We start from the raw sequence: 18752 nt of genomic DNA, 5'->3' as shown, positions 1-18752 counted from the left end.
CGTTCGATCTGGCGCTGGACCGAGCCGCAGCCGGTCGTTCGCGCGTATCCAAGCCGAAGGAGCTTACGCTGGAGAATGCGGCCGCGAAACGGATATCTCAAATGGCTCGACGCTGGTGTGGGCCTGGGTCGCTGTCGTCTGATTGCGCCCAGGCGTCAGTCGAACCGGCAGACGACCTCGGCCGCGAGCCGCTTCAACTTGCCATCGACAAAGGTCAGATGCAGGCGCAGCAGCTGATTGCCGAAAGCCGTGGTCTTGATGGTGTGCAGCGCTTCCAGCGTCGGCCCGGTCCAGGTCGTCGCGTTCTCGATCGCGGGCCGCCAGAACCAGGCTGCAGGCGGCACGATGCTGATGGTGCCCAGGCGCCGTTCGGCTTCGGCCTGCTCCAGTCCCAGGGGGAAATAGCGCGCGGCAATCTCGGTCGCGTCCCGGCCGCACTCATTGGAGCGAGTCGCGGTGAGGACATCCGACACCAGCGGCGAGTTCGTCTGCGTGTTGCGCCCGCGCGAATAATCATAGGTGACGACGAGGCAGACCAGCGCGAACAGGCCAAAACCGATGCCGATCAAGCGGCCTTTGCTGAACATGCCGAGCCCCTGCCCCAAACTGCAAGACCGATGGCGGCGCGTCTGCGCCGGCCATCGCGCCCTCGTCTTAGCTCAGCTTACCCGGCTTTGGATATCTGGATGACGTTGTGAAGCGTTTGGTCCGCACCCTTGAGGAAGCGACCGATATTCCGGGCTGCCTGCCGGATGCGCTGCTCGTTCTCGACGATGGCGATGCGGACGAACTCGTCGCCATGTTCGCCAAAGCCAATGCCGGGCGCGACGGCGACCTCGGCCTTCTCGATCAGCAGCTTCGAGAACTCGAGCGAGCCGAGATGGCGGAATTTTTCCGGGATCGGCACCCAGGCAAACATCGAGGCCCGCGGTGCGGGGAATTCCCAGCCGGCCTTGCCGAAGCTTTCGACAAGCGCGTCGCGGCGCTTGCGATAGATCTCGCGCATCTCGCGGATGCAATCGTCCGGGCCATTCAGCGCTGCCGCCGCGGCGACCTGGATCGGCGTATAGGCGCCGTAATCGAGATAGGATTTGACCCGCGCCAGCGCCGCGAGCAGGCGCTCGTTGCCGACGGCAAAACCCATGCGCCAGCCGGCCATCGAGAAAGTCTTCGACATCGAGGTGAACTCGACCGTGACGTCCATGGCGCCCGGCACCTGCAACATCGAGGGCGGTGGGTCGTTCTCGTCGAAATAGACCTCGGCATAGGCGAGATCGGACAGCAGGATCAGCTCGTGCTTCTTCGCGAAGGCGACGAGGTCGCGGTAGAAATCGAGCGACGCGGTATAGGCGGTCGGGTTCGCCGGATAGCAGGTGACGAGCGCGATCGGCTTGGGCACCGAATGGATCATCGCCCGCTCCAAGGCGGGGAAGAAGGCCGGCGTCGGCTCAGCGGGGACCGAACGGATGACCCCACCCGCCATCAGGAAGCCGAAGGCGTGAATCGGATAGCTCGGATTCGGCACGAGCACGACATCGCCCGGGCCGGTGATCGCCTGCGCCATATTGGCGAAGCCCTCCTTCGAGCCCAGCGTCGCGACGACCTGGGTGTCGGGATTGAGCTTCACGCCGAACCGACGCGCATAATAATGCGCCTGGGCCCGGCGCAGGCCGGCAATGCCCTTGGAGGCGGAATAGCGGTCCGTGCGCGGCTTGCCGGCGGTTTCGACCAGTTTTTCGATGACATGTTTCGGCGCCGGCAGATCGGGATTGCCCATGCCGAGGTCGATGATATCGACGCCCTTGGCCCGTTCGGCTGCCTTGATCTTGTTGACCTGTTCGAAAACATAGGGCGGCAAGCGCTTGATGCGATGAAAATCAGTCATTTCGAACATGTCCCTGGACGAGCCGCGAGAACCGGCCCGTCACAATTGTGCGTTGACTGCCCATAGCATCGCATCTTCGGTCAGGACAGGCCACAAGACGCAATTTTCGACGAAACGCGGCGCCGTGGCAGCGGCGCCTCAGGCCTCTCGCATAGGCACACAGTCCGGGGCCGCTCCGGTTCGCGTCCGATATGTCATGGCGACAGCATCGATTGTGCCGGTCATTTCGCCTTCAGCAATACGGGCAGCTCCTTCAGGAAGGCGTCGCGGAGTTTCCGGCCGGGTATGCCCTCCGTCCGTTCCGCGCCGATACGCAAGCGCGCGAAGACGACGCGCCTGTCCTTGTCGTCAGCCCAGCCGACGAACCAGCCGACAGGCCGCGTCCGATCGATTTCCCCGGCGGCGTTCCGAAGCCAGATTCTGCCGGTCTTGCCCTTCACGGTCCAGTCTCCGGCACCGAAGCTGGGAAGGATCGCTCTGGTCATCTCATGGGCTTTGCCGGAAACCGGCAGCGAACCGGACAGGAGACGCCGCAGGAAGCCCGCCTGCTCCTCGGGCGAGATGGTCAGCGACGACGAGATCCAGGAATGGGTCAGTCCATTGTTCTTGCCGGGATCACCCGAGACATTGCCATTGCCGTAGCCGAGCTTCGAAACATGGGCCGCGAAGCTCTTGGGCCCAAGCCGGGCGGCGATTTCGCGTGAGTACCAGATGACAGAATCCGCTTCCCAGATCGTCGGATCGACAGGCTTGCGATCCCGCGCCACCGCGTTGAAGCGCGGCCGATACTCCCAGAGTGGTTTGTGCTGGTCTTCGAGGATGCCCGCGTCGTAGCCGATTGCAGCAAGCGGCACCTTGAAGGTCGATGCGGGGCTGAAGCGCTTGTCGCAGGTCCCTTCGCGATGGAGTGTCTTTCCCGATGCCGCATCGAGAATGAGCGTGCAGTCGAGATACGGCTTCGCCGGAACCGGCTGGGCCTGCGCCGGCCGGGGCAGCAGGGCCCCCGCAATCAGCATGGCCGTGGCGAAGGAGAATGAACGGTGGTCTGCTTGCGCCATGGGGCACGGTCTCCGGAGCGGCAACGCCCCCTGCCCTAGCGAGCCCGCCTGTCCCGGATATGGCGCGGTCCCGGAAAGCCGGAATTAACCTGACGGATTGGTGAAGGCGGGACTGCCCGACGGAGCGGGCGAGCCCGAAGATCCAATCGCCGCCCGAGAAAATAGGCGGTTAGATCATTGGACCGGATATCGTATCCGGACCGATGATCTAATCTTCTGTGTTTGCGTCGGCTTTGCCCCGAAAACCGGAATCCACTTTTCGGGCCGATGCATTAGTCGAATCGCGGATCAGTTGGTCGGAACCGTGGCTGGCGCCGGCGGCGGCGTCGCGCCCAGGGACTTGGCCTGCTCTCCGGCAGCCTCGTTCGAGATGCGCTTGGCTTCGAGGTCGGTTTCGAGCGTCTTGAAATCCGCCACGGGCTTGCGCGGGGCAGCGCGCGTCGCGGACGAGCCGACGGAGATGTAATCCCGCGTCGTCGAGCGGCTCTCCTTGACGAAGGGCTTCGATTCCTGCGGCGTGGTCGCAAGCCCCGCGGCCTCCGCAACACCCTTCATGCCATCCCCCGCACAGCCGGCGAGAATCGGGGCGCAGAGAAGCAACAGCGGCAGGAACCTCGTCAGAGGATTGTTGAGTGACATGAGCAGGTCCGACGCGTTGCAGAATTATCTTTTTACACCATATCGTTTACGTCCTTAATGGGACCAAAATAGGAAGCAAGGGCTTCCGCAAAAGACGTGGCAAGGGGAGATGATTCATGTGCCCGCCAGCCGACGACACGCCGAAGGGTCCCGCCGGCTCGGACGAAGCGCCTGTGCCGGATTTCGACCTGCTCGCCCAGAACATGGGGCGCTTCATGGAGGAAGCCGGAAAGGTCACGGCCGCCTATCTGAAGCCGATCGAGCGCGGCGAAGCGAAGACTGGCGCCGCCGACGAGGTCAGCGAGATGGTCAAGACTATTGGCCGCGTCGCAGAACGCTGGGTGACGGACCCGCGCAAGGTGATCGAGGCGCAAGCCTCGCTGACCAGCGACTTCATGAGCCTGTGGGCCTCGACCCTGAAACGGGCCAGCGGCGAGGAAGCAGCGCCCGTCGCCGAACCGGACAAGCGCGATGCGCGCTTTGCCGATCCGGACTGGTCGGCCCACCCGATGTTCGATTTCGTCAAGCAGGCCTATCTGATCGGCTCACGCTGGGCCGAGTCGTTGGTGGATCGCGCCGAGGACCTGGACCCGCATACGCGCGAGAAGGCTCGCTTCTACGTCAAGCAGATCGCCAGCGCGCTCTCGCCCTCGAACTTCGTCGCAACGAACCCCGAACTCCTGCGCGAGACGCTCAAGCAGAACGGCGAGAACCTCGTGCGCGGGATGAAGATGCTGGCCGAGGATGTCGAAGCCGGCGGCGGCGAACTCAAGATCCGCCAGTCGGACGGGGGCGCTTTCGAGGTCGGCGTCAACATCGCCACCACGCCCGGCAAGGTCATCTACCGCAACGAGATCATGGAGTTGATCCAGTACGCACCGTCGACCGAGCAGGTCTTCAAGCGACCGCTGCTGATCGTGCCACCCTGGATCAACAAGTTCTATATCCTCGATCTCAACGCCGAGAAGAGCTTCATCCGCTGGTGCGTGGCGCAGGGACTGACTGTCTTCTGCATCTCCTGGGTCAATCCCGATGAGCGCCACGCCGCCAAGGACTTCGAGAGCTATATGCGCGAGGGCATCTTCGAGGCTCTCGACGCGGTCGAGCAGGCGACCGGCGAAAAGCGCGTGACCGCCATCGGTTATTGCGTCGGCGGCACGCTGCTTGGCGTCACCCTCGCCTATATGGCGGCGACCAGGGACAAGCGCATCGAGAGCGCGACCTTCTTCACGACGCAGGTCGATTTTTCCAAGGCGGGCGAACTCTCGGTCTTCGTCGATGAGGATCAGATCCGCGCAGTCGAAGAGCAGATGGCACAGCGCGGCTATCTCGACGGCGCGCGCATGGCCGGAGCCTTCAACATGCTGCGGCCGAACGACCTGATCTGGTCCTATGCCGTCAACAACTATCTGAAGGGCAAGCTCCCGACCGCCTTCGACCTGCTCTACTGGAACTCCGATTCGACGCGGATGCCGGCCGCCAACCACTCGTTCTACCTGCGCGGCTGCTATCTGGAGAACCGGCTCGCGAAGGGCGAAATGACGATCGGCGGGAAGACGCTCGATCTGAAGGCGGTGAAGATTCCGATCTATAATCTCGCCGCCAAGGAAGACCACATCGCTCCGGCCCAGTCAGTCTTCATCGGCTCGCAATGCTTTGGCGGGCCGGTCGATTATGTCATGGCGGGCTCCGGTCATATCGCGGGCGTGATCAACCCGCCGAGCAAGGTGAAATACCAGTACTGGACCGGCGGCAGGCCCGAGGGCGTCTTCGGCGACTGGGCCAAGGCTGCAATCGAGCACCCGGGTTCCTGGTGGCCGCACTGGCTCGGCTGGGTGACTTCGCAGGCGCCGAAGCTGCTGCCGGCGCGTGAGCCGGGCGGCGGCGCGCTGGCGCCGCTCGAGGACGCACCGGGGAGCTACGTCAAGATCCGGGTTTGAACCCCAGCCTCATAGATCATCGGACCGGAAATCGTATCCGGACCGATGATCTAACCTTTTTGTGTTTGCATCGGCTTTGCCCCGAAAACCGCAATCCACTTTTCGGGCCGATGCTTTAGCCTTCCGCATAACAAAAAAGCCGGCCCTTGGGCCGGCTTTTTCTTCGGCGCGGATGCGTCGATCAGTTCTTCCGCACCACCGGGCGCATCGGGATCGGCTCCTGCGGATTGTCCCAACGATAGGTCAGCGCCGCCGAGACGACATGGACCTCAGGCTTGGCCTCCGCCGCGTAGAGCACCGGCCCCTGCTGCGGATGCGCGCCCAGATAGTTCACGCTCGCCTTCTCGACATGGATGTAGGTGTAACCGACATCCATCTTGAGCCTGTCGTTGATCTGGTAGCTCGCACCGGCCGAGAGCCAGAGACGGTCATTATCCGAGATGAAGACGGTGCGGTTGGTGTCGTTCACCGCGGAGAGCTCGTAACCGGCACCGGCACGCAGCGTCAGGTCGCGGTTGTACTTGTATTCGAGACTGGCCGAGAAGAACCAGCTGTCGTCATACTGGAAATTCAGGCTGGTGACAGGCCGGCCATTGAGCTCGTTGACGATCGGAATGTTGCGGAAGCGGCTCCAGTTCGTCCACTCGACACCCACATGAGCCTGCCACTGCTCGTTGATGACCTGCGACAGACCAAACACCACCGAGTCCGGCAGGTTCAGATTGGCCTTGATCGGGAGCACCGCCGCCCCCGTATTGAAATCGCCTTCGAGTGTCTGACGGATCGAGGAACGATAGGCGAGACCGATATTGGTGCCGGCCCAGGGGGTCAGGTTAATACCGAAACGGTAGCCGAAATCGACCGAGTCGCCTTCGAGAATGGCGCTTGGGTCAGTGGCCCTGACGCCAACGGCCTGCTTCAGCTTCGTCTTGAAATACTGGACCTGCACGGCGCCACCGATGGCGAGCCAGTCATTGACCTGATAGCCGAAGGTCGGCGAGACGTTGTAGGTGCCGACCTTGGCCGAGCGGCCGTAAATCTGGGCCGCGTGAGCAAAATCGGTCTTCGAGCGCAGTCCGAACGGGGCGCCGGTCGTGAGACCGATCCAGAACCGATCGGTCAACTGCCATGCGCCATAGGTGGCAGGGATGAGAGCGCCGTCGCCGCCGAGGTCGCCGGTTCCCGCCGGGCTGCCGCCCAGCAGCGCATTGGGAAAGGTGCCCAGCGGGGTGACCACGCGCGTCTGCTGTGTCGGTTGGTAATCGGCGCTCGCCTTGAGATAGGTGATGTTCCAGTTGCTGTTGCGGCCCGGGAACATGGTGATGGTGGCCGGGTTCCAGGCCATCGAACCCATGCCAATGCCGCCCGCCGCGGCGCCTGCATAGGCCATGCCGAGGCCCTCGGCGCTCTGGCCCGAACGGATTGCGAAAGAGCTGGCAGAGGCAGAGCCGGCAGCAAGAAGAGCAGCGACCGAAACGGTAGCAGCGGCGGTGTAGCGAACGATGCTCTTCATCGAGTACCCATCCCCAGGATTGACGTTTTTTCGGGCAAATCACCCGCTTCGCCGACGAACATGCCGCGCTCGGGTTTCTGCCGCAATCCCGCCCTGAACGGCACAATTTCGCCATGCTTCTCCACGCATCGGCGTCGCAGCGGACAGAATCGGCCAAAAGCGGCGAATTTCTGCGACCACGATCAAGTCGGCGCGCCAAAAATATCGTTTACATACGAACTATCGCAAATTCTGCGCAGGTGGCAGTTCTGCAGGGCCGCGTCTGCTGGTTGCAGAAGCGCTGTGCTTTGACGACGGCCGTTGCATTCCCGCAACAAGTTTCGGGGTCACCCCTGTGCAGCTGCGTCATGCGCAGGAACCGCTTGCCTCGAGCGCCCCGTCCGCACAGGATCGCGCCACCATTGATCATATCGATTGAAACGGGGGAAACGACGTGAAACTGGTACGTTATGGCGCTTTCGGCCAAGAAAAGCCCGCGCTGCTGGACTCCAAGGGGGTGCTGCGCGACCTCTCGGGCAAGGTTCCGGACATCGCCGGCAAGGCACTGACCTCGGCCTCGCTTGCTGCACTCAAGGCGCTCGATGCCGAATCGCTTCCCGCGGTGCAGGGCTCGCCGCGCATTGGCGCCTGCGTCGGCGATGTGCGCAACTTCATCGCCGTCGGCCTCAACTTCGCCGATCATGCGGCCGAGACCGGCGCGCCGATCCCGGCCGAGCCGATCCTGTTCAACAAGGCGCCGAACTGCATCGTCGGCCCCTATGACGATGTCACCATCCCGAAGAACTCGAAGAAGACCGACTGGGAAGTCGAGCTTGCGATCGTGATCGGCGATGGCGGTTCCTATATCGCCGAGAAGGACGCGATGGCCGCGATCGCGGGCTTCTGCGTCTGCAATGACGTCTCCGAACGTGAATTCCAGACCGAGCGCGGCGGCCAATGGGCCAAGGGCAAGGGCTGCCCGACTTTCGGCCCTCTCGGCCCCTGGCTGGTGACGCCCGACGAGATCGCCGACATCCAGAATCTCGGCATGTGGCTCGAGGTCGATGGCGAGCGTGTCCAGAACGGCTCGACCAAGACGATGATCTTCGGTGCCGCTTATCTTGTGCACTATATCAGCCAGTTCATGCGGCTCGATCCGGGTGATGTCATCACCACCGGTACGCCGCCCGGCGTTGGCCTCGGCTTCAAGCCACCGCGCTTCCTGAAGGGCGGCGAGGTCGTCGCTCTCGGCATCGACGGCCTCGGCACGCAGAAGCAGAACTTCGTCCCCTACAAGGGCTGAGATAAAAAGACGCCGCCATGGCTGCTTGACCCAGCCATGGCGGCGTTGCCCACACCGCAAATCATGTCGCTCACGCCTGCCACAGAGGCAGCCAAGGCGGTGGGGACTAGTCTCGGGTCTCGTGTCGGAAAACCGCCAGCCGCCGTAGCGACAAAACGCTAGACACAACCGAGCCTCGATAGAGGCCATCCCTGCCATCATCGGCTACCCCCATTTGGGGGAGGTCAAGGCATCAGGTCATCACGACCCCGTTAAGTGACGCTACGTCACGATGCCTCCGGCCAGCTGCCGGGGCGCCCCCTCATGCCAACCGAAAAGGCCCGGCTTGCGGCCGGGCCTCTCGCCTTCGCGGACATTCCCAGGGGCTAGGCTCCGTTAAGCCCAAGCATCAGGCGGATATTCTGCACGGCAGCACCCGAGGCGCCCTTGCCGAGATTGTCGAGCCTGGCGACCAGCACCGCCTGCCGCAACTCCTCATTGCCGAAGACGCGCAACTCGAGCTGGTTGGTGTCGTTGAGAGACTCCGCTTCCAGCTTGCCGTCGGCCTCGGCCGGGACGACCTTGACATAGGTCGAGCCGGCATAACGCGCCGCCAGCGCATCGTGCAGGTCGGCGACCTTCGGCTTGCCCGGTAGCGTCTCGAGATGCAGCGGCACCGAGACGAGCATGCCCTGGCGGAAATTGCCGACGGACGGCACGAAGATCGGCCGCCGCGTCAGGCGCGCATATTCCTGCAGCTCCGGCAGATGCTTGTGCTTCAGCCCCAGCCCATAGAGCTCGAAGGACGGCGCGGTATCCGCTTCATGGGCCTCGATCATGCTCTTGCCGCCGCCCGAATAGCCGGAAACGGCGTTGATCGTCACCGCATGATCCTGCGCGAGCAAGCCCGCATCGACCAGCGGCCGCAGCAGCGCGATGCCGCCGGTGGGATAGCATCCGGGATTGGAGACACGGTTGGCATTGGCGATCCTTGCGGCATGGCCGGGCGCGAGTTCGGCAAAGCCATAGACCCAGCCCGGCGCGATGCGATGGGCGGTCGCTGCATCGACGATCTTGGGAGCGTCTGCGCCGAGCTCGTCGGCGAGCGCGACCGATTCCTTCGCCGCCTCGTCGGGCAGGCAGAGCACGACGAGATCGACCCCCGCCATCATCGCCTTGCGGGCGGCCGGGTCCTTGCGCTTGTCGGGATCGATGCTCTTCACGACGACCTCCGGCACCTCTGCCAGCCGGTCGCGAATGCCAAGGCCGGTCGTGCCGGCTTCGCCGTCGATGAAGATCGATTTCAGGTTCTGGCTCATCAGGGCCTCCGAGAGCGGGCTCGCGCTCATTGATAGGTCAGCTGCAGGCATAAAAAAACCGCGCTCCGGGCGCGGTTCGCGGACAGTTCGGGGTTCAGCCGAGCGTCATCGCGGGCGCGCCGGGGCGGCCTGGTCGGTGCGACGTCGGATCGAGCACATGATCATGACGTTGATATGTGGGAGGGCGCCGCCCCTGTCAATCGGCATGTGACGCGACGTCGCCCTGCCAAGCGCGGCAAACCTCTCGCCCGACGGGAAAGAGGTTTGCGTCATGCCGGATTTGCCAATGGATGGAATCGCTTGGCGCGCGCGGCTGGCAGACTGATTCAGCCCGCTTGCACTGTGATTCAACCGGCCTTCTTCTTCAACGCCAGCGCCTGGATGTAGTGCTGGGCCACCGCGGCACCGGCAATCGCCGTCGCGTCGGCATGGTCGTAGGGCGGGGAGACCTCGACGATGTCCATGCCGCGGAAATCGAGATCGCGGATGGCCCAGACCATGCGCAGCGCCTGTGCCGTTGTAAAGCCGCCGGCGACAGGCGTGCCCGTGCCCGGCGCGAAGGCCGGATCGAGCGCGTCGATATCGAAGGTGAGATAGGCGGGCCCCTGCCCGACGCGCTGCTTGATGCGCTCGACGACACCATCGACGCCGAGTTCATGGGCCTCATAGGCGCCGAGCACCTGGATGCCGCAATCGCGCGGCGCAACCGTGCGGATGCCGACCTGGATGGAGCGATCGACATCGATCAGCCCCTCGCGCACCGCCTCCAGCATGAACGTGCCGTGCGAGACCGCGCCGACGCCATCGTCCCAGGTGTCCTGATGCGCGTCGAACTGGACGATCGCCAGCTTGCCATGGCGGGCGACATGGGCGCGCAGCAGCGGCAGGGTGATGAAATGATCGCCGCCGAGCGTCACCAGATGGGCACCGGTCGCGATGATCGCGGCGGATTCGCGCTCGATCGCCTTGGCGCAGCCGAGCAGGTCGCTGCGCGGCAGCGAGCAGTCGCCATAATCCACGGCCGAGAGATGCTCGAATGGATCGATGCGGGACGGATACTGGGCATCGCCGTCGAAGATCGCGCTGACGCGGCGCAGCGATTGCGGTCCAAAGCGCGTACCCGGACGATTGGAGACCGCGAGATCGAAGGGCACGCCCCAGATCACGAGGTCGCAGCCGGCGACGTCCTTGCTGTAGCGGCGGCGCATGAAGGAGAGCGCGCCGGCATAGGTCGGATCCTGCGCCGGACCGCGCCGATCGCCGGTGAAGGCGTGGTCGATGGAGGGAGTGTCGAGTTCGGTCATGGCAGTCATCCGTGAATGTTGTCAGCGCCTGCCTGTGAGCCAGACATAGAGGCACCACGGCAGGATCAGGGCGAGGCCGGTCAGGACCAGCCGAAACGTGGTCCAGGCGACGTGGCTCTGCAGGGCGCGGCCATCGAGTTCGGGCACGCCGTGGATCAGGCCGAGCGCGAAAGCCGGCGCCAGGAAGATGACCAGGGCCCGTCCGACCCGGCGCCCGGTCGGCTCCCCCGTCCGCGCAAGCGCGAGCAGCGCGGGAACCGCGATCATTCCGAAAGCAATGAGAACGAGCAGGATGCGCATGGCGGAGGCCGGAACCGGACGAAGTGAGCCTGCGGTTTAGCATGGCCGCGGCCCTGATCCAGCCGCGCCGGGCTGCGGTCGCAGCCGAATCTGTCGTTCAGGACACCAAGGGTATCAACGCCCGCCCGCCACGCGCAGAACGACGCCTGTCGTATAGGCGGAAGCCTCGGAGAGCAGGAACAGCACGGCCTCGGCGATCTCGTTTGGCGTTGCGGCCCGCTGCAGGGGAACGAGCGGCGCGATGCGCTCGACCCTGCCTGCTTCGCCCGTCGACAGGGCATGGATCTCGGTCTCGGTAATGCCGGGCGAAACCGCATTGACGCGGATTCCGGCAGGAGCGAGTTCCTTCGCGAGACCAACCGTCAGCGTATCGATCGCGCCCTTGGAGGCAGCGTACCAGACATATTCGCCGGGCGAGCCGAGCGTTGCCGCCGCCGAGGAGATGTTGACGATCGCCCTGCCCTTCCGCTCCGGCTGGGCGAGCAGCGCCCGCGCCGCTTCACGCGCGACCAGCAGCGCACCGGTGACGTTCACGTCGATGCAGTTGCGGATGACCTGGGAGTCCGCCTCGGCCAGCGGGCTGGACTTCCCGGTGATGCCCGCATTGTTGACGACCTGGGTGATCGGCCCGAGCCGCGTCTTCGTCTCGGCGAAGACGCGCAGGATATCGGCCTCGTTCGACATGTCGCCCTGCAGCGCAACGGCGCCGGCGCCCGCGGCCTCGCACGTGGCGACGACCGTTGCCGCCGCCGCCGCGTCGCGCTGGTAATTGACGGCGACATCATAGCCACGCCCGGCCGCCATGACTGAGATGGCGGCGCCGATGCCGCGGCTGCCTCCGGTGACGACAAGAACGGGACGGGTAGCGCTCATCGGCGGCAACTCCAGTTGGAACGGAGCTGCAGCCAATACGAAAAGGGCGGCTCTTGCGAGCCGCCCTGAAAGCATACCCAGACTGCGTGAGCCGGATCAGCGCTTCGAGAACTGGAAGCTGCGGCGGGCCTTGGCCTTACCGAACTTCTTACGCTCGACGACGCGCGAGTCGCGGGTCAGGAAGCCTTCCTTCTTGAGCGGTCCGCGCAGTTCCGGCTCGTAGAAGGTCAGGGCCTTGGAGATGCCGTGGCGCACCGCGCCGGCCTGGCCGGAGAGGCCGCCGCCCTTGACCGTGACGACGACGTCGTACTGGGTCATGCGGTCGACGATCATCAGCGGCTGCTGCAGGATCAGGCGCAGCACCGGACGAGCGAAGTAGACTTCCTGGTCGCGGGTGTTGACCGTGATCTTGCCGGAACCCGGCTTGATCCAGACGCGGGCGATGGCGTTCTTGCGCTTGCCGGTGGCATAGGCGCGGCCCTGCGCATCGACCTTCTTGACGTGAACGGGAGCGTCGGGCTGAGCCGTCTTGGCGACCTGGCCGAGCTGCTCGAGAGACTGAAGAACCTCAGCCATGATCAGAGCCTCGCATTCTTGCTGTTGAGCGCGGCGACGTCGAGCGCCTCCGGCGACTGGGCGGCGTGGGGGTGCTCTGCGCCCTTGTAGACGCGCAGGTTGCCCATGATCTGGCGGAACAGCGGGCCGCGCGGCAGCATGCGCTCGACAGCCTTCTCGACCACGCGCTCAGGGAAGCGGCCTTCCAGCAGGAACTTGGCCGAACGCTCCTTGATGCCACCCGGGAAGCCGGTGTGATGGTAATAGACCTTCTGGTCGCGCTTGCGACCGGTCAGGACCACCTTCTCGGCATTGATGACGATGATGTTGTCGCCACAGTCGACATGCGGGGTGTAGGCGGCCTTGTGCTTGCCGCGCAGACGCATCGCCACAACGGAGGCGAGACGACCAACGACCAGCCCGGAGGCATCGATCACAACCCACTTCTTCTCGACGTCGGCGGGCTTGAGCGAGACGGTCTTCATCGCGGCACCCTTCGGTTGCTTGAAAAAGGACAAGCCGCCGGAAGGCCGGCGGCGGTGTGGGGCGGTGGATAGGTGGAAGCTGCCCTACTGTCAAGCGCCACGATCGCGCTCCGAGGCGAAAAATCGCATTGTTTTCAGTGCAATGGCAAAAACGGTATTTAGGTACCTCATTTCCGTTCCGGCGCTCCTTCGGGCCTCGGCCGCATCGCCCGCTTCCCGGCGCTTCTCCCGCCGCTCCGATTCCCGGCTTGCGGCGGTTCTGCGGTCAGAAATGGGACGCTGAGGCGCAAGATCGTCGGACCGGATATCGTATTCGGTCCGACGATCTTGCCATCTGTGTTTGCATCGGCTTTGCCCCGAAAACCGCAATCCACTTTTCGGGCCGATGCTTTAACGCTCCGACGGAATCGAATAGGTGCCGGTCGCATGGCAGACCATCTCGCTGTCGCCCTGCGAGAACAGCGCGACCTCTCCGACGGCGAGCCGCTTGCCGAGCTTGAGCAGCCTGGCCTCGGCGATCAGCGCCACCGGCCCCGGCTTGCGCAGGAAATTGTAGTTGAGACTCGTCGTCACCGCGAGGCCGACCGGGCCGATCTGGGCAAGGATCGCGACATAGAGAGCGAGATCAGCCAGTGCCATCATGGTCGGACCGGAGATCGTGCCCCCGGGGCGCAAATGCCGCTCGTGATAGTCGCAGCGCATGCGCGCAGTCAGCGGGCCGACCTCTTCGATGAAATAGGTGCGCCCGCCATAATGGAGCTGCGGGAAGACCTGATCGAGATAGGCCTCCACCTCTGAGATCGTCATGCGGGGGGTCATGTGCGGGAAACCGGATGCCAGCGGGGAACTCCTCCCCTTGCAGCATGACGGTTCGGCTCCGACAATAGGCACTGACGCGAAAGGCGATGCCATGAATGCCCATCTCAAGCCCGACACCGCGCCCGTCCTGCTGCGCGCAGACCAGGACGGCATCGCAACACTGACGCTGAACCGGCCGCAGGCGCGCAATCCGCTTGGCGAAGCGATGCTGGCCGCGCTGAGCGAGGTATTCGTGGCCATCGCAGCAGACCGGAGCGTGCGTGCCGTCGTGCTGACTGCGGCCGGCCCGGTCTTCTCGGCCGGCCACGACCTCAAGGAGATGAGTGCGCATCGCGCGGATTCCGACCGTGGCCGCGCCTACTTCGCCGATGTCCTCGGTCGCTGCTCGGCCATGATGCAGCAGATCACCGCCCTGCCCCAGCCGGTCATTGCGGCCGTAGAAGGCACGGCCACCGCTGCCGGTTGCCAGCTCGTCGCAACCTGCGATCTTGCCGTCGCAGGCACGCAAGCGAGATTCTGCACGCCGGGCGTGCATATCGGACTGTTCTGCTCGACGCCGATGGTGGCGCTCTCGCGCAACCTCTCAGCCAAGCATGCGCTGGAGATGCTGTTGCTGGGCGAGATGGTTCCGGCCGAGGAGGCAGCCCGGATGGGGCTGGTCAACCGTGTCGCTCCGGCAGGTGGTGCGCTTGCGGAGGCATTGCGGCTGGCGGCCGTGATCGCATCGAAATCGCCTGCCACGGTGAAGATCGGCAAGCGCGCCTTCTATCAGCAGCGCGAGATGGGCCTCGCGGCAGCCTATGATCACGCGTCGGCGGTCATGGTCGAGAACATGCTCGCCCGCGACGCCGAGGAAGGGATCGGCGCCTTCATGGACAAACGCCCGCCGGTCTGGAGCGGCAGCTAACCGCGCGCGGCACTCGGCCGAGCCCCCTTCATCCATCTGGAATCAACGCCGCACGCGGCGACAACCGAGACTCGCCGCGTGCAGCTATCCATCAGGCGCCTGTTCACAGGATCGCGGGAATATGCTCCGGCAGCTCGGCCTGCAGATGCTCCTTGGCCTTTTCCTCCGGCTGCGGCGCGGCTGGCAACTGCAGAACGGTCGCCTTTTGCCCCGTAGACAGATTCGTCAGCAGAATGACCTGCCCATCGGGCAGCTCGAGCGCATCGTGATGCGCATAGGGCTTGTCGAGATCGATCTGACGGAAGCGCGCCACCGTCGCCGCCATCTTGCGATGCGGCAGGAAGCCGACCACCCGATCGCACTCGATCTCGCTCTCGAACGCCAGCTCCGTGCCGGGCAGCACGCAAACCGCAACCTCCGGCTGTGCGGTGGTGCAGAAGCCGCGCGTGCTCGAGTTCGGGAAGCTGGTGGTCGTCAGTTCGTCGCCCACTTTGGCTGGAGTGGACATCACATTGTGCAGGCTATAGTCGCACATGGTAGACCCTCCTTTCATGACGGAACAACCCGGGTTGTTCGCCCTGTGTTCCATTGAATCAAATAAGAGTGGCAAAGCTGTGGTTCAGCCCCTCGGCGCCAAAATACCTACGACTGATTGCCGCGTATTTCCCGTGAGGATTCAGCACCTTGAATCATGAGGCCTATGAAGATGCGCTAATCCGCCGCATCCTGCGCGAGGTGAAAACCATCGCCCTGGTCGGTGCCTCCGCCAACGAGGCGCGGCCGAGCTGGATCGTCACCAAATATCTGCTCGATCGCGGCTATGACGTCATCCCCGTCAATCCCGGCCTTGCCGGCCAGACGCTGCTCGGCAAGACGGTCTACGGCTCGCTGAAGGAGATTCCGGTTCCCGTCGACATGGTCGAGATCTTCCGCAATTCGGAAGCCGCCGGCCCGATCACCGATGAGGCGTTGGCGCTCTCGCCCCTGCCGAAGGTGATCTGGATGCAGCTTTCCGTCCGCAATGACGAGGCCGCCGCCCGCGCCGAGGCCAAGGGCCTTACCGTGATCATGAACCGCTGCCCGAAGATCGAGTATGGCCGGCTCTCCGGCGAGATCGGCTGGCAGGGCATCAACTCGCGCATCATCTCGAACAAGAGGCCGCAACTGGCCGGCAAGGGCTTCCAGAAATTGTCGATCAACCGGCCCGGGACCTGACCCGGCCATCACCTGGGGACGGCGATGCGCGAGGAGACGACAACTTGCTGCATCGCCGGAGGCGGCCCCGCCGGGATGATGCTCGGTTTCCTGCTCGCGCGAGCCGGCATCGCGGTCACCGTGCTGGAGAAGCACAGCGATTTCCTGCGGGATTTCCGCGGCGACACGATCCACCCCTCGACACTCGAGCTGATGCATGAACTCGGACTGCTCGAGGCATTCCTGAAGCTGCCGCACAGCAAGGAAGACGACATCGTCGCCCGCTTCGGAGATGACGAGATCACGATCGCCGATTTCAGCCATTTGCCGGTCAAGGCCCCTTATGTCGCCTTCATGCCGCAATGGGATTTCCTCGATTTCCTCGCGGAACGCGGACGCGAGCAACCGCCCTTCCATCTGCGGATGCAGACGAAGGCGGAGGGACTGATCAAGCAGAATGGGCGCGTGTCCGGCGTCACGGCCATGACGCTGGACGGCCCGCTCTCGATCAGGGCCGATCTCGTCGTCGCAGCCGACGGGCGCAGCTCCGATCTGCGCGCGGCCTCCGGCCTCGCGGTCGAGGTCCTCGGCGCACCGATGGACGTGCTCTGGTTCCGGCTGTCGCGGAAGAAGAGCGATCGCAACCAGACCTTCGGCCAGGTCGCAGGCGGGCACTTCTTCATCATGCTGAACCGCGGCGACTACTGGCAATGCGCCTTCATCATCCCCAAGGGCTCGCTGGAAGCCTTGCAGGTCAGGGGCATTCGGGCCTTCCGGGACGGCGTGGTCGCGCTCTCGCCATTCCTCAAGGACCGGATTGCGGAACTGCGCGGCTGGGACGACATCAAGCTGCTGTCGGTCGCGGTCGATCGCCTGACGCGCTGGTGGAAGCCGGGCCTGCTCTGTATCGGCGACGCGGCGCATGCGATGTCTCCGATCGGCGGCGTCGGCGTCAATCTGGCGGTACAGGATGCCGTCGCGACGGCCAACCTGCTGGCAGTGCCGCTCCGCGAGAAGCGGCTGACAGATACCGTTCTCGCAGCCGTGCAGCATCGTCGTGAATTCCCGACAAAGCTGACCCAATCCATGCAGATCGCCATCCAGAACCGGGTGATCACGCCGTTGCTCGCCAGAAGCGGGCCGGTCACGCCGCCTCTGCCGCTGCGGCTCCTGCAACGCTTCCCGCTGCTGCGCCGCCTGCCGGCGCGGCTGATCGGTCTGGGGATCAGGCCGGAGCATATCGGTCCGGCGCTCAAGCCTGTCCGGCCGAATTGACGCCGCACAGACCGTTCGTTAAATCGAACGAGACCGTTTCACGATCAGAATTTGCAGGGAGCACGCCATGTCAGACCGCGCACCGGGTTTCCATACGCTGGCCATTCACGCCGGTGCAGCGCCTGACGCAGCCACGGGCGCGCGCGCCACGCCGATCTACCAGACGACATCCTTCGTCTTCGACGATGTCGACCATGCCGCCTCGCTGTTCGGCCTGCAGGCCTTCGGCAACATCTACACGCGCATCGGCAACCCGACCAACGCGGTGCTCGAAGAGCGCGTCGCGGCGCTCGAGGGCGGCACCGCGGCGCTCGCCGTCGCATCCGGCCACGCCGCGGAGTTCCTCTGCTTCCACGCCCTGCTGCAGCCAGGCGACGAGTTCGTCGCCGCGCGCAAGCTCTATGGCGGCTCGATCAACCAGTTCAACCATTCCTACAAGAATTTCGGCTGGAACGTGATCTGGGCCGATTCCGACGATCTGGAGAGCTTCGCCGCTGCGGTGACCCCGCGCACCAAGGCGATCTTCATCGAGTCGATCGCCAATCCGGGCGGCGTGATCGTCGACATTGCCGGCGTCGCGGCCATCGCCAAAAAGCACAATATTCCGCTCATCGTCGACAACACAATGGCCAGCCCCTACCTGATCCGCCCGTTCGAGCACGGCGCCGACATCATCGTGCATTCCGCAACCAAATTCCTTGGCGGGCACGGCAACTCGATCGGCGGCCTGATCGTCGATGGCGGCTCGTTCAACTGGGTGGGCGACGAGCGCTACCCGATGCTGTCCAAGCCGCGGCCGGAATATAACGGCATGGTGCTCGGCGAGACCTTCGGCAATTTCGCCTTCGCCATCGCGACCCGCGTGCTCGGCCTGCGCGACATGGGCCCCGCGCTCGCGCCCTTCAATGCCTTCATGATCCTGACCGGCATCGAGACCCTGCCGCTGCGCATGCAGCGCCATTGCGAGAGCGCGCTCGCGGTCGCGACTCATCTCTCAACGCATCCCGCGGTCGACTGGGTCAGCTATCCCGGCCTGGCGGGCGACAAGTATCACGATCTCGCCAAGCGCTACTCGCCGAAGGGTGCAGGCGCGGTCTTCACCATCGGCCTGAAGGGCGGCTACGACGCCGGCGTCAAGCTGGTCTCCAACCTGCAGCTGTTCTCGCATCTCGCCAATATCGGCGATACGCGCTCGCTGGTGATCCACCCCGCCTCGACGACGCATCGCCAGCTTTCGGATGCACAGAAGACCGCGTCCGGTGCCGGTCCAGAAGTCGTGCGCCTCTCGATCGGGCTCGAGGATGTCGCCGACCTGATCGGCGATCTCGATCAGGCGCTGATCTAGAAGCCGGCAATCTGGGGGGCATCCCCCGAAGCAAAACACAGACCCGGAATCCCTGCCTGAAACCTTCCGGCAGGGGTTCC

19 protein-coding genes are annotated in these 18752 nt (G+C 64.4%); 6 read left to right on the top strand and 13 right to left on the bottom strand.

Features of this window, described 5'->3' with window-relative positions:
- Positions 1-155: 155 nt before the first annotated feature.
- The 4 genes from FG93_RS03930 to FG93_RS03915 form a co-directional block, all read right to left on the bottom strand.
- Positions 156-587 carry a hypothetical protein gene (locus tag FG93_RS03930; protein ID WP_043232092.1) on the bottom strand — a complete coding sequence of 144 codons (432 nt, stop codon included), beginning with the start codon at positions 585-587 and terminating at the stop codon, positions 156-158.
- Positions 588-664: 77 nt separating this feature from the next.
- A complete protein-coding gene (locus FG93_RS03925; protein ID WP_043232319.1) occupies positions 665-1885 on the bottom strand; it encodes an LL-diaminopimelate aminotransferase in 1221 nt (406 codons plus the stop codon).
- A gap of 221 nt (positions 1886-2106) precedes the next feature.
- Positions 2107-2943 (bottom strand): class D beta-lactamase, encoded by an 837-nt coding sequence (blaOXA, locus tag FG93_RS03920; protein ID WP_043232090.1) that lies wholly within the window; start codon positions 2941-2943, stop codon positions 2107-2109.
- Between the two features lie 288 nt (positions 2944-3231).
- Positions 3232-3582: a hypothetical protein gene (locus FG93_RS03915; RefSeq protein ID WP_052513359.1), complete on the bottom strand. Its 351-nt coding sequence runs from the start codon at positions 3580-3582 to the stop codon at positions 3232-3234.
- A gap of 116 nt (positions 3583-3698) precedes the next feature.
- On the opposite strand from FG93_RS03915, the gene phaC reads away from it, so the two are divergent.
- Positions 3699-5522 carry a class I poly(R)-hydroxyalkanoic acid synthase gene (gene phaC / locus FG93_RS03910; RefSeq protein WP_052513358.1) on the top strand — a complete coding sequence of 608 codons (1824 nt, stop codon included), beginning with the start codon at positions 3699-3701 and terminating at the stop codon, positions 5520-5522.
- A gap of 181 nt (positions 5523-5703) precedes the next feature.
- On the opposite strand, the gene FG93_RS03905 is transcribed toward phaC, so the two are convergent.
- On the bottom strand, positions 5704-7035 hold the full coding sequence (locus FG93_RS03905) for an OmpP1/FadL family transporter (RefSeq protein ID WP_052513357.1): 1332 nt from the start codon (positions 7033-7035) through the stop codon (positions 5704-5706).
- Positions 7036-7468: 433 nt separating this feature from the next.
- Here FG93_RS03905 and FG93_RS03900 point away from each other — a divergent pair, with 433 nt between their 5' ends.
- Entirely contained in the window at positions 7469-8317 is an 849-nt protein-coding gene (locus FG93_RS03900; protein WP_043232088.1) for a fumarylacetoacetate hydrolase family protein, read from the top strand.
- A gap of 365 nt (positions 8318-8682) precedes the next feature.
- On the opposite strand, the gene argC is transcribed toward FG93_RS03900, so the two are convergent.
- The 7 genes from argC to FG93_RS03865 all read right to left on the bottom strand — a co-directional run bounded on the left by argC (position 8683) and on the right by FG93_RS03865 (position 13939).
- Positions 8683-9615, bottom strand: a complete 933-nt coding sequence (argC, locus tag FG93_RS03895) for an N-acetyl-gamma-glutamyl-phosphate reductase (protein WP_043232310.1) — start codon at positions 9613-9615, stop codon at positions 8683-8685.
- 347 nt (positions 9616-9962) lie between these two features.
- On the bottom strand, positions 9963-10919 hold the full coding sequence (gene speB, locus FG93_RS03890; RefSeq protein ID WP_043232309.1) for an agmatinase: 957 nt from the start codon (positions 10917-10919) through the stop codon (positions 9963-9965).
- A 21-nt stretch (positions 10920-10940) separates the two neighbouring features.
- Positions 10941-11219 carry a hypothetical protein gene (locus tag FG93_RS03885; protein ID WP_043232085.1) on the bottom strand — a complete coding sequence of 93 codons (279 nt, stop codon included), beginning with the start codon at positions 11217-11219 and terminating at the stop codon, positions 10941-10943.
- 114 nt (positions 11220-11333) lie between these two features.
- The gene (locus tag FG93_RS03880) at positions 11334-12092 is read right to left on the bottom strand and encodes an SDR family oxidoreductase (protein WP_043232082.1); all 759 of its coding nucleotides are present in this window, start codon (positions 12090-12092) and stop codon (positions 11334-11336) included.
- 96 nt (positions 12093-12188) lie between these two features.
- On the bottom strand, positions 12189-12668 hold the full coding sequence (gene rpsI, locus FG93_RS03875) for a 30S ribosomal protein S9 (RefSeq protein WP_043232079.1): 480 nt from the start codon (positions 12666-12668) through the stop codon (positions 12189-12191).
- A gap of 2 nt (positions 12669-12670) precedes the next feature.
- Positions 12671-13132 carry a 50S ribosomal protein L13 gene (gene rplM / locus FG93_RS03870; protein ID WP_043232308.1) on the bottom strand — a complete coding sequence of 154 codons (462 nt, stop codon included), beginning with the start codon at positions 13130-13132 and terminating at the stop codon, positions 12671-12673.
- Between the two features lie 390 nt (positions 13133-13522).
- Positions 13523-13939: a PaaI family thioesterase gene (locus FG93_RS03865; protein WP_152579294.1), complete on the bottom strand. Its 417-nt coding sequence runs from the start codon at positions 13937-13939 to the stop codon at positions 13523-13525.
- Positions 13940-14042: 103 nt separating this feature from the next.
- Between FG93_RS03865 and FG93_RS03860 the strand changes: the two genes are divergently transcribed.
- A complete protein-coding gene (locus FG93_RS03860) occupies positions 14043-14858 on the top strand; it encodes an enoyl-CoA hydratase (protein ID WP_043232077.1) in 816 nt (271 codons plus the stop codon).
- 103 nt (positions 14859-14961) lie between these two features.
- Here FG93_RS03860 and FG93_RS03855 read toward each other — a convergent pair whose 3' ends face one another.
- A complete protein-coding gene (locus FG93_RS03855; protein ID WP_043232076.1) occupies positions 14962-15393 on the bottom strand; it encodes a hypothetical protein in 432 nt (143 codons plus the stop codon).
- Positions 15394-15542: 149 nt separating this feature from the next.
- Here FG93_RS03855 and FG93_RS03850 point away from each other — a divergent pair, with 149 nt between their 5' ends.
- The 3 genes from FG93_RS03850 (at position 15543) to FG93_RS03840 (ending at position 18672) form a co-directional block, all read left to right on the top strand.
- A complete protein-coding gene (locus FG93_RS03850) occupies positions 15543-16073 on the top strand; it encodes a CoA-binding protein (protein WP_043232072.1) in 531 nt (176 codons plus the stop codon).
- A 24-nt stretch (positions 16074-16097) separates the two neighbouring features.
- On the top strand, positions 16098-17327 hold the full coding sequence (locus FG93_RS03845) for an FAD-dependent oxidoreductase (protein ID WP_043232071.1): 1230 nt from the start codon (positions 16098-16100) through the stop codon (positions 17325-17327).
- A 67-nt stretch (positions 17328-17394) separates the two neighbouring features.
- The gene (locus FG93_RS03840; protein WP_043232068.1) at positions 17395-18672 is read left to right on the top strand and encodes an O-acetylhomoserine aminocarboxypropyltransferase; all 1278 of its coding nucleotides are present in this window, start codon (positions 17395-17397) and stop codon (positions 18670-18672) included.
- The last annotated feature ends 80 nt before the right edge of the window (positions 18673-18752 follow it).

Origin of the sequence: Allobosea sp. LC85, from assembly GCF_000735605.1 — a bacterium.
Lineage (GTDB): Bacteria > Pseudomonadota > Alphaproteobacteria > Rhizobiales > Beijerinckiaceae > Allobosea.
This window is presented reverse-complemented; position numbering and strand designations above follow the sequence as displayed.